The organism is Streptantibioticus ferralitis (assembly GCF_029223525.1).
GTDB classification, from domain to species: Bacteria; Actinomycetota; Actinomycetes; order Streptomycetales; family Streptomycetaceae; genus Streptantibioticus_A; species Streptantibioticus_A ferralitis.
Map to the genome: position 1 here is coordinate 252,519 of NZ_JARHTQ010000007.1, position 15,680 is coordinate 268,198.

The 15,680-nt window shown below is 69.2% G+C and carries 12 protein-coding genes; 9 read left to right on the forward strand and 3 right to left on the reverse strand.

All coding sequences use genetic code 11. The features are described 5' to 3' along the window. Positions 1 to 151: 151 nt before the first annotated feature. The 4 genes from P2L57_RS13950 (at position 152) to P2L57_RS13965 (ending at position 4,404) form a co-directional block, all read left to right on the forward strand. Positions 152 to 658, forward strand: coding sequence for a PadR family transcriptional regulator (locus P2L57_RS13950; RefSeq protein WP_275813610.1), 507 nt, complete (start codon positions 152 to 154; stop codon positions 656 to 658). A gap of 44 nt (positions 659 to 702) precedes the next feature. Continuing rightward, positions 703 to 1,431 (forward strand): ABC transporter ATP-binding protein, encoded by a 729-nt coding sequence (locus tag P2L57_RS13955; RefSeq protein WP_275813768.1) that lies wholly within the window; start codon positions 703 to 705, stop codon positions 1,429 to 1,431. 3 nt (positions 1,432 to 1,434) lie between these two features. Next, complete coding sequence (locus P2L57_RS13960; protein WP_275813612.1) at positions 1,435 to 3,738, forward strand: ABC transporter permease; 2,304 nt, start codon at positions 1,435 to 1,437, stop codon at positions 3,736 to 3,738. A 231-nt stretch (positions 3,739 to 3,969) separates the two neighbouring features. Then, positions 3,970 to 4,404, forward strand: coding sequence for a VOC family protein (locus P2L57_RS13965; protein WP_275813615.1), 435 nt, complete (start codon positions 3,970 to 3,972; stop codon positions 4,402 to 4,404). A 145-nt stretch (positions 4,405 to 4,549) separates the two neighbouring features. Here P2L57_RS13965 and P2L57_RS13970 read toward each other — a convergent pair whose 3' ends face one another. Both P2L57_RS13970 and P2L57_RS13975 read right to left on the reverse strand, forming a co-directional pair. Continuing rightward, on the reverse strand, positions 4,550 to 4,672 hold the full coding sequence (locus P2L57_RS13970) for a hypothetical protein (RefSeq protein ID WP_275813618.1): 123 nt from the start codon (positions 4,670 to 4,672) through the stop codon (positions 4,550 to 4,552). A 91-nt stretch (positions 4,673 to 4,763) separates the two neighbouring features. Then, positions 4,764 to 5,540, reverse strand: coding sequence for a helix-turn-helix transcriptional regulator (locus tag P2L57_RS13975; protein ID WP_275813620.1), 777 nt, complete (start codon positions 5,538 to 5,540; stop codon positions 4,764 to 4,766). A gap of 166 nt (positions 5,541 to 5,706) precedes the next feature. On the opposite strand from P2L57_RS13975, the gene P2L57_RS13980 reads away from it, so the two are divergent. Continuing rightward, positions 5,707 to 6,798, forward strand: coding sequence for an MDR/zinc-dependent alcohol dehydrogenase-like family protein (locus P2L57_RS13980; RefSeq protein ID WP_275813623.1), 1,092 nt, complete (start codon positions 5,707 to 5,709; stop codon positions 6,796 to 6,798). A gap of 114 nt (positions 6,799 to 6,912) precedes the next feature. On the opposite strand, the gene P2L57_RS13985 is transcribed toward P2L57_RS13980, so the two are convergent. Continuing rightward, positions 6,913 to 8,040 (reverse strand): MFS transporter, encoded by a 1,128-nt coding sequence (locus tag P2L57_RS13985; RefSeq protein ID WP_275813771.1) that lies wholly within the window; start codon positions 8,038 to 8,040, stop codon positions 6,913 to 6,915. Positions 8,041 to 8,784: 744 nt separating this feature from the next. Between P2L57_RS13985 and P2L57_RS13990 the strand changes: the two genes are divergently transcribed. The 4 genes from P2L57_RS13990 (at position 8,785) to P2L57_RS14005 (ending at position 15,532) form a co-directional block, all read left to right on the forward strand. Next, entirely contained in the window at positions 8,785 to 9,996 is a 1,212-nt protein-coding gene (locus tag P2L57_RS13990; protein ID WP_486387820.1) for a glycosyltransferase, read from the forward strand. Further along, positions 9,993 to 11,654, forward strand: coding sequence for an ArnT family glycosyltransferase (locus P2L57_RS13995; RefSeq protein ID WP_275813630.1), 1,662 nt, complete (start codon positions 9,993 to 9,995; stop codon positions 11,652 to 11,654). Before P2L57_RS13990 ends, P2L57_RS13995 begins: the two co-directional genes overlap by 4 nt. Further along, the gene (locus P2L57_RS14000) at positions 11,654 to 14,059 is read left to right on the forward strand and encodes a galactose oxidase early set domain-containing protein (RefSeq protein WP_372515700.1); all 2,406 of its coding nucleotides are present in this window, start codon (positions 11,654 to 11,656) and stop codon (positions 14,057 to 14,059) included. Before P2L57_RS13995 ends, P2L57_RS14000 begins: the two co-directional genes overlap by 1 nt. 186 nt (positions 14,060 to 14,245) lie before the next feature. Then, positions 14,246 to 15,532, forward strand: a complete 1,287-nt coding sequence (locus P2L57_RS14005; protein ID WP_275813633.1) for an ATP-binding protein — start codon at positions 14,246 to 14,248, stop codon at positions 15,530 to 15,532. Positions 15,533 to 15,680 lie beyond the last annotated feature (148 nt).

Below are 15,680 nucleotides of genomic sequence, written 5' to 3' on the forward strand. Positions count from 1 at the left end.
CCAGCGCACCGCCTACGGTGGTGCCAGCGTTAACATGGCGGTTATATATACCCCCTATCCATGAGGGTGGCCAGGGAGTGAACGGGGGAGCGGGCGGGTCCCGAGCCGCCCGCCCTGTGGCATTTGAGCATCCAGGGAGGAGGCGGGCCCCGTGCGCCTGGCGCTGCTGGCGCTTCTCGCGAAGGAACCCGCGCACGGCTACGAGCTGAAGCAGGCTCTTGAACAGACCTTCGGTGCAGCGTACCCTCAGCCGAACATCGGACAGATCTATGTCACTTTGAGTCGTCTTGAGCAGAACGGCCTGATCCAGGGACAGGACGTCAACCAGTCCAGGCGACCCAACAAGCGGGTGTACGAGATCACCGAGGCCGGCCGCGAAGCACTCGCCGGGTGGGTCGCCGAGCCGACCGAGGGCCCGCGGGTGCGGGACGAGTTCTTCATGAAACTCGTCCTGGCTCCGGCGACCGGTGTGACGGACCGGCTCGCGCTGATCAACAAACAGCGCCGCCACTACCTCAACATCATGCGGGGTCTGTCGCGGCTCGCCGCCGCGGAGGACCGGAACAACCGCGTCGCACAACTGCTCATCGAGGGAGCCATGCTGCACCTGCAGGCCGACCTCGACTGGCTGGAGCGCTGTCAGGAGGAACTCGATTGAGCCGCCCCGGCCCATCCCCGGCCAGCACCGCGCCCGAGCAGGCCATGCTTCAGGTCAAGGACCTGGTCAAGGCATACCGTGCCGACGGCGCCACCTCATGGGCGGTGCGCCATGTCGATCTGCGCGTCGACCGGGGCGAGTTCGTCGCGATCATGGGCCCGTCAGGTGCCGGCAAGTCGACCCTGCTCCACCTGCTCGGCGGCCTTGACCGCCCTGACAGCGGCCAGATATGGCTGGACGGCCGACGAGTCGACGACCTCCCGGAGTCCCGCTGGGCCGTGCTGCGCAGGCGGTCGATCGGGTTCGTCTTCCAGTTCTCCAACCTCGTCTCCAACATGACCGCGGCCGACAACGTGGAACTGCCCGCCCTGTTGGCCGGGACACCGCCGCGGCAGGCCCGGGAGCGCCGGGAGGAACTGCTCACCGAACTCGGACTGGAGCACAAGGCCCGCAGCACACCCGCCGCACTGTCCGGCGGCGAGCAGCAACGCGTGGCCCTTGCCCGGGCGTTGATCAACGAACCGAGCCTGCTGCTCGCCGACGAACCCACCGGCAGTCTCGACAGCCGCAACACCCGCGACGTGCTGCGCCTGCTGTCCCGCTGCCACGAGCGCGGTCAGACGATCCTGCTCGTCACCCATGACGCCCGGGTCGCCAGCACGGCCGATCGCGTCATCAGCCTGTTCGACGGCGAGATAGCCGACGACTCGGCGGTCTCCCTGCCCGCGAACGGCGGCGGCACGGTCGCCGACGTAGTGCAGTTGAAGGGCTGAGCGATGCGCGCGGTCCTTCGCTGGGAGTTCGCCGATCTGCGTGCCCATCGCGGCCAGGCCGCACTGATGGTCCTGGTCACCGCCGTCATCACGGTGTCCCTGATCCTCGCCAACGCCCTACTGCAGAACGCCGGAAACCCCTGGCAACGGACCTTCGGGCAGTCCAACGGCGCCCACCTGTGGCTGCATGTGCGCCCCGGCGTGGACACCGCACCGCTCGCCCGGCTGGACGGCGTCGCGGCGGTCGCGGGCCCGTACCGGACCGCCCCCTCGACCCTGGTCCGCAGCGCGGAGAAGGTCCCGTTGGAGCTACGGGCCGTGGGTCCGGCGCTGCCGAAGGTCTCCCGCCCGTTGATGCGTTCCGGGCGCTGGCTGGACCCGTCGGTGTCCAACGGAGTCGTACTGGAGAGCTCGTTCGCCCGCTCGATGTGGGCGGCCGCCGGAGACTCCGTCACGGTCCGAGGCCTCGACGGCGCCACCCACACCATGCGGGTGCTCGGCGTCGCCGACACCGCCGACCAGGGCGCCTACCCGAACTGGACGCCCGGCCTCGGCTGGGTGCTGCCGAGCACCCTGGGCCGGATCGAGCCTGACCCCAGCCACACCGCGCAGACCGTCGGACTGCGCCTGCGCGACCCCGCGACCACCGACTTCACCGCTCAGCAGGCTGTCACCGCACTCGGCAGCGACCAGGTGACCATGGTGTCCACCTGGCAGCAGGTACGCAGCTCCATGAACCTCGACAACCGGCTGCTGGGGCTGCTGCTCGCGGTGTTCGGACTGGTGGCGCTGCTGGCGGCCGCGCTGGCGGTCGCCGGTGCGGCGGGCAGCCGGGTACTGGCACAGGTCCGGGACATCGCCATGCTCAAGGCGGTGGGATTCACCCCGGCCCAGCTCGTCCGCATGTTCCTCTACGAGCACAGCGCGCTTGCCGTGGTCGGCATCGTCCTGGGAACGGCGGCGGCCAGCGGGATCGGGCCGCTGCTGCCCAGCCCGCTCGGCGAGGCCATGACCTTCTGGCAGGCCCAGCCCGACCATCTCGGCGCTCTGCTGGCCACCGGCGTCGGCGCGGTGCTGACCATCGCCCTGGCCACCGCGCTACCGGCCTGGCGGGCCGGACGGGTACCGGCGGTACCCACCGTACGGGCCGACCGCCCGGTACGCCGGATGTCACTGCTGGCCCGGCTCGCACTGCTGCTGCGGCTGCCCCCGGCCCTGGTCCTCGGCGCACGGGACGCCTTCTACCGTCCGCTGCGCGCCGGACTCACCATCGCACGGCTGGCCATCCCGATGCTCATGATCACTGTGGCGCTGGGGAGTTGGGCCACGCTGGACGGCTTCCGGGACCACCCCGAACGGGTGGGACTCGCGGCCACGCTCACCGCCAAGCCCAGTGGCATCGACGCGGCGTCCGCCAGCCGTCTGCTGAGTCGGCAAGCAGGTGTGGCCGCCGCCTATCCCGGGGTCGAACTCCAGGCGCTGGTGCCCGGGCAGACCACGACGATCACCGTCCGCGGCCTGGGCACCGTCGCACGGCCCTACCCCTTCGCCTTGGCCGAAGGCCGCGGAATCCAGGACACCGACGAGGCGGTGGCGGGGCAGGGCGCACTCGACCAGATGCATGTCAAGGTCGGCCAGTGGGTGCGCGTGATGACCGGCGGGACCCCGCGCATCCTGCACATCGTCGGGCGCAGCATCGAGCCCGACCACAACGGCGAAATGCTCTCCGTGGGAATGGAAGCCCTCGAAGGTCCGGTCGGCCTGCCCCAACCCCAGTACTACGCCCTGGTGTTGCGGCCCGGGGCGAGCCCGAGCGGGGTGCGGGCCGGTCTTCTCGCCGCCTCGCACAACCAACTCGACGTCCAGCTGACCACCAATCCGGCGGACCAACTGGGCGCGGTCCGTGGGGTGGTCATCGGGCTCGTCGTGGTGCTGGCACTGATCGGACTGGCCGAACTCGTCACGGCCACCGGTTCCGGGCTGCGCGACCACATCCGCGACCTGGCTGTGCTGCGCGCCATGGGTCTGACGCCGAGGCAGGTGACGGCGGTCATCGTCACCAGCACCAGCCTGCTGACCACGGTGGCGGTGCTCGCCGGGACCGCCGTCGGTGTCCTGGTCTCGGACCGACTGATCAATCTGCAGGGACACGCGAGCGGTGTCGGTGCGGGCATCGCCCAGATGCCTCCGCTCGGAACGCTGCTGCTGGCCGGAACCATCGCGGTCGTCGTGGCTGCCTGCGTCTCCGTCGTCCCCGCCGCCAGGGCCACCCGTGCTCGGGTGACGACGGCACTGAGCCAGTTCTGACCCGCCGACGTCCCGGCGGCTGCGCTCGTCCCGTATGGCGGTGCTTCCGGGCGCCGCTGAGTGAACGCCGTCCCGCCGTTCCGTGATGCGGTCGACCGAGGTCGTCCCAGGTCGTAGGCCTTCCTGCCGGTGATCGTCTGGGGAACCGGCGCTAGTCATCGCCGAGCGGTGGGCGCATGGCTCCCTTGTGAAACGACGGCGTGCAGCGCGGCACCTCAGTAGGGTCTGGCCATGGCATATACCTTCCAGGTGACGGTTGACTCGGCCGACCCGCACACGCTTGCCGACTGGTGGGCCGATGCCCTCGGCTGGGAAGTGGAGCCCACTGACGATACGTTCATCCGCCGGATGATCGCCGAAGGCCATGCGAGCGAGGACGACGCCACCACCCACCACGGCGCCCTCGTATGGAAGGCAGGCGCCGCGATCCGTCATCCGGAGGGCCTGGACCGCGCGCCGCGAATCCTCTTCCAGCTTGTGCCGGAGCCCAAGACGGCAAAGAACCGTGCGCACTTGGACGTGCGCACCGGTGCCGACGACGCCCAGGCCGTGGTTGACCGGTTGATCGCCAAGGGAGCGACCTTCCTCCACCACGGCAGGCAGGGACCCCACACATGGATCACACTCGCTGATCCGGAGAACAACGAACTCTGCGTATCGCAATGACCCTTCAGGGGCACAACCGAGCGGCACCCGCAGCTCACCAAGCCAGTCATCTCCGCGTCAGCCACGGCTGTCCGCCGAGCGGGTCTGCATCGCCAGACGGTCGGGGCCGGGGCCGGGTGGTCCGGGCCGGGGGCAGGCCGGGTGGTCAGGCGAGGGAGACCAGTTCTCGATACCCCTCGCTCCACAAGTGCTCGTCCGCGTCCGGCAGGAGCAGGACGTGTTCGGGGCGCAGCGCGTCGATGGCGCCCTCGTCGTGGGCGACCATCACGATCGCACCGTACCGGCGGGGTACGACACTCCAGCCGCCGCAAACGGGCGCGCAGTTGCGGCTCTCACCGGCCCGCCATGCGCCGGGCGTGTCAGAGCGGGGTGTAGATGGAGAGTTTCAGTGCCGGGTGCTCGTTGGCCTGGAAGGTCGTGTAGCTGAACGTGCGGACGCCTTGTTCGGGGTGGTGGAGCGTCTTCTGGCCGTTTCCGCTGGTCAGGATGGAGTGCTGCTCCCACCATGCGGCAAATTCCGGGCAGTTGCGGCGCAGCCTGGTCGAGAGGTCGACGAAGGCGGGGTCGGCTGACCACAGATCATGGGTGGTCCGGAACTGGGCCACGACGCGCTGGGCCTCCGCAGACCATCCCGGACCGAACAGGCGCCGCGCCTGAGGGTCGAGCAACAGGTAGACGAGGATGTTGCGGTCCTCGTCGGGCAGACGGTCGCAGCCGATGAACAACTCGGCTGCCGCGTCGTTCCAGGCCAGCAGATCCCATCGGCGGCCGGTGACATAGGCGGGCTGGTCCAGACTCATGATCAGGTGCTGGATGGCCTCGGGCACCCGCTCCCGGACGAAGGGGCGGTGGCGGGGGCCGCGCGCCAGGGCCCGCAAGTGATCCTTCTCGACGTCGTCCAGGCGCAGGACGCGGGCCAGGGCGTCCAGGGTGGCGACCGAGGGACTGACGGCTCGTCCCTGCTCAAGCCGGATGTACCAGTCGACACCGATGCCCGCGAGCTCGGCCACCTCCTCGCGCCTGAGTCCCGGTGTGCGCCGACGTCGCCGGTCGGGCACCCCGACCGCCTCCGGGCTCAGTTTCTCCCGGCGGGATCGGAGGAACTCGCCCAGTCCGTTGCGGGTCGACTCCGGCATGATCAGCTACTTCCCGTGCTTTCCACGAACGCGGCGGGCCGGTGTGTGCCACGAGGGTGGGTCCGCACAGTCCCAGGATGGTACTAGGCCTGGATGGGGTCCAGCGGCATGCGCACGATGGCGTCGCGCCACGTCCAGTGGCTCCGTCGAAAGGAGCGAGGCCGCGATGAAAGCCGCAGTCCTGAAGCAGTTCGGATCTTCGTTGACCGTGCAGACCGTGCCCTCTCCCGTCCTGGGGACGGGAGAGGTCGTCGTGGATGTGGTGGCGGCCGGCGTGCTGCCCTACGCCGCGGAGGTCTTCAGCGGAGAACGGCAGTATCTGCTCACGCTGCCGGTGACACCCGGAGCCGGGGCAGTGGGCCGGGTGCGCGCCGTGGGACCCGACTCGACGCGGCTTACCGTGGGCGACTGGGTTCTGTGTGACCCGACTGTTCGCTCCCGGGACGACGCGCTGACTCCGGACATCACGCTGCAAGGACTGAGCGCACGCGGCCAGGGTGGGCTGCGCCTGCAGGAGCACTTCGGCCAGGGCTCCTTCGCCGAACAGTTGCTGGCCCCCACCGAGAACGTCTTCCCCATCGGCGCGATCGAACCCGGGGACGCCGGGGCGTGGTGTGCGCTCTCGCTCCTTCTCGTGCCCTACGGCGGCCTGCTGGCGGCCGGTCTGCAGGCTGGCCAGACCGTGCTGATCAGCGGTGCCACCGGGCACTTCGGCAGCGCGGCCGTCGCGGTGGCCCTGGCCATGGGAGCCGGCAGCGTGATCACGCCAGGGCGGAACGAGAAGATGCTCGATGAACTCCAACGCCGGTTCGGTTCGCGCATCCGGACGGTGCGGTTGTCCGGCGAGGAGGACGCGGACCGCGAGCGGATGCGCGGGGCGGCGCCGGGCCCGATCGACGCCGTCCTCGACCTGCTCCCGCCCTCGGCCGGAACGACACCGGTACGGGCCGCGGCGATGACGGTCCGGGAGTACGGCACGGTCGTGCTGATGGGTGGCGTCGGCATGCTGGGCGGCGACGACCTGGGGCTGCCGTATCCGTGGATCATGAGGAACAACATCACGATCCGTGGACAGTGGATGTACCCCCGTGAGGCCATCACCCGACTCATCCAACTGACCAGGTCCGGACAACTGGATCTCCGCCAGTTCGACATCACGGCGTTCGACCTCGACGACGCCAACGCGGCTGTCGCACACGCCGCCACCGACGGGCGTCACTTCAGCCTGACGGTCATTCAGCCGACCACACCACGCTGAGCGTCGTTGGTGGGCCGCCCCTGTCGGGGGGGGCGCCCCACCAACGCGCGCCTGCCCACGGGCTGATCCGCCCGGCGAGTTCGCGGCAGGCGTCGGTCATGACACGTACCCCGGTCAGTCCCGCGTCCGCGGCGGCCGACGCAGAAGGAACACGGCCACGCCGGCCGACAGCAGCATCACGCACCCCGCGAAGACCAGACCGGCGCCGCGCAGCCCCAGAGCCAGGGTGAGGGCCCCGACTCCGACCACCGGCAAGGAGATTCCGACATAGGCGACGACGAAGAAGGCGGAGATCGTCGCGCCACGGTGCTCGTCCGGAGCCACCGCACTCACGCTGGTCAGGGCCGCGCGGAAACCCAGTCCTTGGCCGAGGCCGCCGACCACCGCGCCGACCACCAGCACCGGCAGGGACTCCACCAGGAGGGAGGACGCCACCAGGGCAATGCCCAGCGTCAGCACCAGGCAACCGGCGGGCAGCGCGCGCCGCACGCCCACCCGGGGCATCAGAAGCTGTCCGGCTGTTGAGGAGCAGAACACCGAGAAGACGATCACGCCGGTAACCGCCAGATTGCGATCCCCCAGGGTCTGGGCGACGAAGCTCGGCGATACCGCGGTGAACAAGCCCAGCAGGGAGAATCCGGCGAAAGCGGCCAGCCCAGCGGGCGCGAACGCCTCGCGCGTCTGCTCGGGTACGACCATGCCCTGAGGGCGCAGCGGCGGCCGGGGAGTGCGACGCGCCACCGTCTCCGGCAGCGCGCCGGTGACAGCGATGGCCACCACGAGCAGCGCGATGTGTACCAGGAAGGGCAGCCGAAGCGGCCACGGCGCATACTGCGCCAGGAACCCCGACAACAGTGGACCACAGCCCAGGCCGCCCATGTTGGCGGCCGTGGCGGCGAATCCCGCACGTCCGCGCTGCTCCTGGGCAGCCAGCTCCAGTACGGCAGCCGTCGCGGCCCCGCTGAAGAGCCCCGCGGCAAATCCGGAAAGCAGCCGTCCCGCGAACAGCAGCGGCAGCCCGCCCTCATACAGGAAGCACACCGCACTCAGGACCGACAGCCCCAGAGCGAACAGCAGCACCGGGCGTCGGCCCAGGACGTCGGAGAAGTCACCGGCGACCAGCAGCGTGGCGATCACGCCGAGCGCGTAGACCGCGAAGACCACCGTCACCATCAGTTCGGAGAACCCGATCTGTTCCCGGTAGAGCCCGTACAGCGGTGTCGGCAGTGTGGTCCCGGCCATGCCGACCGCGAACACCCCTGCGGCCGCGAGGTACCAGCCCTGGGCAGGACGTTCCCGTGTGTCTTGAGCGATCACGTCTCAAACCTAGCTGGCGGGCCTGACCAGCGGCTGTCTCGAATCACCCGCCCGACCCACTCCTGATCCGAAAGCGCGCCCCGCCCCACGCCGACCGCATTGAAGCGTAGGCGGTGCCGTTCACACGACCCGTCGGACAGGCCCTGGACCTGGCTGGAAATGCCCAGGCCCGCCGTCGAGTTGGCGGACGGACTGTCGACGCTCGATCCAGGCCCTGCCACGAGCCCGCGCCAACTTCCGCGGCCCATAGGAACCTGCCGAGCCCCGGGGCTCGTGTGGCGTTGGGTCCGGCGTCCGCTCCACGCGGCTGCCGGGCCGTCAATTCGCCCGTTGACGCGGCGACAGTCGAAACGGGCCATCGTCACAACCGGCGAACCACCACGAAAGATCTGGGCTCGCAACGCTTCCGGCCGTGTGTTTCTTGGTTCTTCTGCGAACCCTGGGCGGTTGCCCTTACTGTCTGTCCCCGGAAGAGCACTTCACGTGCGCTGGGGAGCCACGTGGAGCGAAATGGGGACTTGCTGAGCGCGGCCAGGGGGGTCTGAGCCGCCGTAGGCCGTAGTTGGGTCGACATCATGTACTGCCGCCGTTGTGCGCGGCGGGTCCGAGGGGGGACTTTGCTTGCTTGTTTCCGTGTTCGTCACCGCTGTGTCGCTGACGCTGTTCTGGATGGCGGCGTTGACGCTGTGGTGGCAGATGCATGCGTGGCGTACGCCGGAGACTCTGGCGGCGACACGCTTTGACCAGCCTGACGGGGATGCCGGGTGCTCCTTCTCGCTGCTCGTGCCCGCCCGGCACGAGCAGGCCGTGCTCGAACACACCGTCACACGCCTGTTGGAGTCCAGCCACGGCTCCTTCGAGATCCTGGTGATCGTCGGCCATGACGACCCGGAGACCACCGAGGTCGCCGAGAAGGTAGCGGCGGCGGCACCGTACAGAGTGCGGGTCATCGTGGACACCCACGAGGTGAAGAACAAGCCGAAGGCGCTCAACACCGCGCTGCCGCAGTGCCGGGGAGAGATCGTCGGGGTCTTCGACGCAGAGGACCAGGTGCACCCCGAACTGCTCGCGCACGTCGACCACGCCTTCCGGTCAACCGGCGCCGACGTGGTGCAGGGCGGAGTCCAACTCATCAACTTCCACTCCAGCTGGTACAGCCTGCGCAACTGCCTGGAGTACTTCTTCTGGTTCCGCAGCCGGTTGCATCTGCACGCGCTGAAGGGGTTCATTCCACTCGGCGGCAACACCGTCTTCGTCCGGACCGCCGTACTGCGCGAGGCCGGCGGCTGGGACCAGCAGTGCCTGGCGGAGGACTGCGATCTGGGGGTACGGCTGTCCAGCGCGGGCAGGCGAGTCGTCGTCGCGTACGACGCGAACATGGTCACCCGTGAGGAGACCCCGGGAACACTGGTGAGCCTGCTGAAGCAGCGCACCCGCTGGAACCAGGGATTCCTGCAGGTCTACCGCAAGCGTGACTGGACGCGCCTGCCCACCCTCGGTCAGCGGATGCTCGCGCGCTACACCCTGAGCACCCCCTTCCTCCAGGCGTTCTCCGGAGTGGTGATCCCGGTCAACGCCGCCATCGCGATCTTCCTCGACGTGCCGGTCGGCATCGCGGTGGTGACCTTCCTGCCCGCCCTGACCGCGCTTGTCACCTTCGTGTTCGAGGTTGTCGGCCTGCACGACTTCGGCAAGCAGTACGGACTGCAGGTACGCCTCTCGCACTACGCCAAGCTCCTCGTCGGCGGCCCCTTCTACCAACTGCTCCTCGCCGGAGCCGCCATACGCGCGGTGTGGCGGGAGAGCAAGGGACGCAGCGACTGGGAGCTCACCGAGCACGTCGGCGCGCACCTCACGACGCGAGAGGACGTGCTCCAGTGACAGCGACCGTACCCGCCGCGGTCCCGTCCGCCGCAGACCCGGTCCGACCGTCCGCGGCACCCGTGGCGCGGTTCCGCCGCGCCCGGCCCGATCTGCTGGTCTGCGCCCCGCTGTTGGCCGTGATCCTGCTCGTCCAGGGCTGGAACATCACCGCCTTCCCCGCCCTCAGCGACGACGAGGGAACGTACCTGTCGCAGGCATGGGCGGTGCAGCAGGGCCAGGGGCTGGCCCACTACACCTACTGGTACGACCATCCGCCGCTCGGCTGGATCCAACTGGCCCTGGTCACCTGGGTGCCCTCGGCCATCGCACCGCCCAGCATGGCGGTGGGCTCGATGCGCTGCGTGATGCTTCTGGTCACCGCCGTGAGCGCGGTCCTGCTGTTCGTGCTGGCCCGGCGGCTCGGACTGCCGCGCTGGGCGGCGGCGTTGGGCATGGCGCTGTTCGGCCTGTCCCCGCTGTCCGTGGTGCTGCAGCGGGAGATATTCCTGGACAACATAGCGGTGATGTGGATGCTCCTGGCCTTCGTGCTGGCCGCGTCCCCGAGCCGTCATCTGTGGCACCACTTCGGTGCCGGAGTGGCCGCCGCGACGGCCGTGTTGTCCAAGGAGACGATGCTGGTCGTACTGCCCGCGCTGCTGGTGACGATGTGGCGGCACAGCCACCGGGACACCCGGAAGTTCGCCGTGACGGGAGCGGTGACGGCGTGCGTCCTGATCGGACTGTGCTATCCGCTGTACGCCTTGCTCAAGGGCGAGTTGTGGCCCGGCCCCGGGCATGTCTCGCTGACCGACGGCATCCTGTTCCAGATGCGGCGGACCGGTTCCGGCAGCATCTTCTCCGCGCACTCCGGCGCCCATGCGGTACTGAACTCCTGGCTGTACTACGACCGGGTGCTGCCGCTGGGCGGGCTGGCCGCCGTCGTGCTGCTGCTCCTGACCGCGTACTGGTCGGGTACCGGGCGGGCGGTGTTCGGGCCGGTGCTGGCCGCCGCGCTGCTGGCCGCCGTGGCGATGCGCCCGACCGGCTACCTGCCGGCGATGTACGTCATCCAGGCACTGCCCTTCCTGGCCCTGTCGCTCGCCGGACTGGCCGTAGCCGGAACCGGCCTGGCCGAGCGGGTGGCGCGCCGGGTACGACGGGTGGCGGCCGCTCGGCTGCTGCGCTGGTCGGCGGTCGGGGCGCTCGGCGCGCTGACGGCGGCTGTCGTAGTGCCCAACTGGTACGACGGCGACCGGTCCGTGGAAACCATCGACGCCAACGCCGCTTACCGCTCAGCCGCCTTGTGGATGGCCACCAAGGCGGGCGACCCCGCACGGACCCGGGTGCTCGTCGACGACGCGCTCTGGCTGGACCTGGTGCACCAGGGCTACCGGCCCGGGACCGGTGTCATCTGGTTCTACAAGGCCGACCTCGACCCCGCCGTCAGCAAGACCATGCCGCACGGCTACCGGGACATCGACTATGTGGTCGCCACCCCCACGGTGCGGCGCGACGCCGTCAACCTGCCCACCGTACGCGCTGCCTTGGATCACTCCGAGACGGTCGCCGCGTTCGGCAGCGGCGACAACCGGATCGAGATCCGCCGGGTGCCCAAGGAAGCGGACGGCCACCCCCGTGTGCCACAGAGTCCGAACTCCAGCCGAAAGGATGGGTGATGACACCAATTCCGCGCAGACGCGACCGCGTTCGCGAACGACGCCGGTCGGCAGGTGCCCTACTGCTCGCCGTCGTCACCTCCATGGGGCTGCTGCTGTCCGGGTCCCCAGCGGCACATGCGGGGTCCAATCTGCTGGTCAACCCCGGTTTCGAGTCCGTCGGACCCGACGGGATGCCAACCTGCTGGGAGAAGTCCGGCTGGGGCGACAACGACTTCACCGCGCAACTCACCGACAAGTCGCACAGCGGCAGCAACGCGATGGCGCTGACCGTCACCCGCATCACCGGCGGCGACCGCAAGGCGATGATGCTGGAAAGCACTTCGTGCGCACCGGATGTGACTCCCAACCACCAGTACGACCTGTCGGTCTGGTACACGAGCAGCACACCCAACGCCGCGATCACGGTCTTCCGGCATGACGTCCAGAACGGCTGGCAGTACTGGACCGACCTCAAGACACTCCCGGTGAGCCCCGACTACCAGCACGCCGAGGTGCGTACCCCCGTGGTGCCGCCCAACACCGACCAGATCACCTGGGGCGTGTCCGTCTACGGCGTCGGGACCGTCGTCACCGACGACTACGACATGGAGGACGCCACCCAGCCCACGCCGGGCGACGCCTGCTCCGCGGGCGCCGCGTGTACCCAAGGGTCATGGCAGGTGATGCCGTTCAAGAATCCGGTCCGCAGCATGCACGCCGTCGTGCTGCGCAACGGGAAGGTGCTGCTGGTCGCCGGTTCCGGCAACAGCCCGGAGCTGTTCCAGGCGGGCACCTTCACCTCCGCCGTCTACGACCCGAAGAACGGATCGTTCGTCACGATCCCCACACCCGTTGACATGTTCTGCGGCGGCCACGTCCAACTCTCCGACGGCCGGGTGCTGATCCTCAGCGGCACCAAGGCGTACTCCGACAGCAGCCACGGCTACGAGGGCATCAAGGACTCCTACATCTTCGATCCGGCGACCAACAGTTACACCAAGACGAACGACCTGCACGACGGCCACTGGTACCCGTCGGCCACCGTGCTCGGCAACGGCGATGTGATCACCTTCGGCGGGTTGAAGGAGGACTCCTCCGGCAACGTCACCACCGAACGGTTCTCCCAGGTCCAGCAGCAGTGGCTGCCCACCAACCAGGTCAATCAGACGTGGTCGTTCTGGGGCCTGTACCCGTCGATGATCCTGATGCAGGACGGACGGCTCTTCTACTCCGGCAGCCATGTCTTCGGCAACGGCACTCCGGGCACCGGCGCGTCGATCTACGACACCAATGCCAACACCGTCACCGACGTACCCGGCCTGCAGGACAAGGACCACCGGGACCAGTCGGCGAGCGTGCTGCTGCCTCCGGCCCAGGACCAGCGCGTGCTGACCATGGGCGGCGGCAACATCGACTCCAACCCCGACGCCAACCGCAACACCGACATCATCGACCTCAAGCAGCCCAATCCCCAGTACGTCCCCGGACCGCCGCTCCCCCAGGGCACCGTCGACCAGGGCGCGGGCCCGGTCCCGGAGACCGGCGCGCAGGGCAAGATGTACGTCTCGGCGGTACTGCTGCCCGACGGTAATGTGCTGGAGACCGGCGGAGGACTGCACAACCGCGCCGACCCGGTCTACGAAGCGTCGATGTTCGACCCCACGACCAACACCTACAAGCCGGGGATGGCCACCGATCCCATCCCGCGCTCCTACCACTCGGCCGCGTTCCTGCTGCCCGACGCCCGGGTCATGACGGTCGGCGACAACCCCGGCAACGGCACCTTCGACGAGCATGTGTCGATCTACACCCCGCCGTACCTGTACAAGGGGCCCCGACCGCAGATCACGTTCACGGCCAACAGCCAGTGGACATACGGCAGTACGCAGCGCATCACCGTCGACCGGCCGATCGTGAAGGCCGAACTGATCCGCCCGGCCGCCGTCACCCACTCCTCCGACCCCAACCAGCGCTTCGTCGACCTGCCCATCGGGGTGAACGGCAACTCCGTCGACCTGAACGTCACCAGCAACCCCAACCTGGCACCGCCCGGCTGGTACATGCTCTTCGCCGTCGACGCCGCCGGGGTACCCTCGGTGGCCTCCTGGGTCCACCTGGGCACCAGCCCGGCCAACACCGGACCCTCGGCCATGGTCCACAACTTCGCGCACTCACCGGAGAACCACGCCAAACAAGCCGGCCGGCCGCGCACCGCGCAGCCGATCAGCCCCCAACTGTCCGGCTGCGACCGCGACTACGGCGGCGCCGACGTCTGCGTCCCGACCGTGTTCCCCAAGGGAGTGCCCAACACCACCGCGGGCCGCTGCACCTGGCTCCACCACCACGGCTACGCCCGGCTGCGGCTCACCGGCAGGAAGGACCCACTGGGGCTTGATCCCCATCACGACGGATGGGCCTGCTGACCGCGGAGTCAGGATCGGAAGGGAAGCCTTTCTCCAGCTGATCCCGGGTCCGGCCCGGGCTGCGGCCGGGATGGTGAGTCGGGACGCCCCGGCGCACCATCCCGGCCGTACCGTGTCGGCCGCAGGCCTGGCGCGCGACGGGCTGATCGCCATGGCCTGGGGGAAAATGGTCGGGAGGTGACCGTGATGACGCCCTGGCGACTTCGGGATCTGGAGGAAGGCGACCTGGACCAGGTGGTGCGCATCTGGGAGGAGTCGCGCGACACGGCCGCGGACCCCGCGGTGAGCCTCGCGGAGGTGGTCAGTGCCCTTCGCATGGACACACCGGCCGTGGTGGCTGTGGTGGGGGACCAGGTCGTCGGTGCCGCGGTGTCCTCGACGTCGCAGGAGCGGGCCTGGGTGCTGCGGCTGGCCGTCACCCGTCAGTGGCGCCACCACGGCATCGGGTCGGCACTGCTGACCGCCCTTGAGCGCCGTTTGGCGCCCATGGGCGTGCAGCGCATCGGGGCGCTGCTGCCGGCGGGGGAGATGGGCGAGCGGGCCTTCAAGAACTCCGGATACACCAGTCGGCCGGACCTGGGTTACTTCGAGAAGCTGCTGTCCGCGGATTCGGCGGAGGCCACCATCCTCGAACAACTCGGCGGGGTGGTGCCGGAGGACGGTCTGTGGGCGCAGATCGCGGGCATGAGCGCGGAGAAGACGCTGATCGAGCGGCGGCTGGTGCTACCGCTGGAGAATCCGGAAGCTGCGGAGCGTTACCATCTGACTCCGCCACGTGCCGTCGTGCTGTTCGGTCCGCCGGGCACGGGCAAGACCACGTTCGCGCGGGCGGTGGCCTCCCGGCTGCGGTGGCCGTTCGTCGAGGTGTTCCCCTACCAGCTGTCCGAGGACGCCCACGGGGTGGCCAACGGGCTACGTCAGCTGTTCTCGCGCGTCGAGCACCTCAAGCAGGTCGTGCTCTTCTTCGACGAGGCGGAGGAGATCGCCTCCGAACGGCAGGATCCGACCTCGCTGGCCCACCGGGTGACCAATGAGCTCCTCAAGCTCATCCCGCAGTTCCGGCGCGGGCAGCGCAGGCTTCTGATCTGCGCGACCAATGTGGTGCGTTCCCTGGATCCCGCCTTCCTGCGGCCGGGGCGCTTCGACTACCTGATCCCGGTCGGCCCACCGGATGCCGAAGCCCGCAGGGCCATCTGGGTCCGGTACATCGGGCCGGACAGGGCAGCCTCCATCGACCTGGAGGCGTTGGTCCATGCCAGTGACCGCTTCACACCCGCGGACATCGAGTACGCGGCGCGCACCGCCGCGCAGGCTGCCTTCGAACGGCACCTGGCAGCTGGCCCGCGGCAGGTCGAGGACGTGACCGAACTGACCGGCGACTACCTGCAGGCCATCGCCAACACCCGCACCACCCTCACCGAAGAGGACATCCGCGCCTTCGACCGCGACCTGCGGACAGCCGCCCGCGTATGAAAGCCGAATCGCCCCGAGAGCATGTGGCGATATCCAGAACAGCGGCGTCGCCGCAGGTCCGGGATAAGTAAATGTGTGTGACAACGGAATGCTGAAGTAATGGCCGGCCGATGGCCGTTTGACGGTCAACTCCGGTCGCCACGGCTTC

What these genes read in the sequence shown, in the direction of transcription:
- P2L57_RS13955 (WP_275813768.1), top strand. Translation starts at nt 703, where the DNA reads ATGCTTCAGGTCAAGGACCTGGTCAAGGCATACCGTGCCGACGGCGCC.
- P2L57_RS13960 (WP_275813612.1), top strand. Translation starts at nt 1,435, where the DNA reads ATGCGCGCGGTCCTTCGCTGGGAGTTCGCCGATCTGCGTGCCCATCGC.
- P2L57_RS13965 (WP_275813615.1), top strand. Translation starts at nt 3,970, where the DNA reads ATGGCATATACCTTCCAGGTGACGGTTGACTCGGCCGACCCGCACACG.
- P2L57_RS13975 (WP_275813620.1), bottom strand. Translation starts at nt 5,540, where the DNA reads ATGCCGGAGTCGACCCGCAACGGACTGGGCGAGTTCCTCCGATCCCGC.
- P2L57_RS13980 (WP_275813623.1), top strand. Translation starts at nt 5,707, where the DNA reads ATGAAAGCCGCAGTCCTGAAGCAGTTCGGATCTTCGTTGACCGTGCAG.
- P2L57_RS13985 (WP_275813771.1), bottom strand. Translation starts at nt 8,040, where the DNA reads ATGGCCGGGACCACACTGCCGACACCGCTGTACGGGCTCTACCGGGAA.
- P2L57_RS13990 (WP_486387820.1), top strand. Translation starts at nt 8,785, where the DNA reads ATGGCGGCGTTGACGCTGTGGTGGCAGATGCATGCGTGGCGTACGCCG.
- P2L57_RS14000 (WP_372515700.1), top strand. Translation starts at nt 11,654, where the DNA reads ATGACACCAATTCCGCGCAGACGCGACCGCGTTCGCGAACGACGCCGG.
- P2L57_RS14005 (WP_275813633.1), top strand. Translation starts at nt 14,246, where the DNA reads ATGACGCCCTGGCGACTTCGGGATCTGGAGGAAGGCGACCTGGACCAG.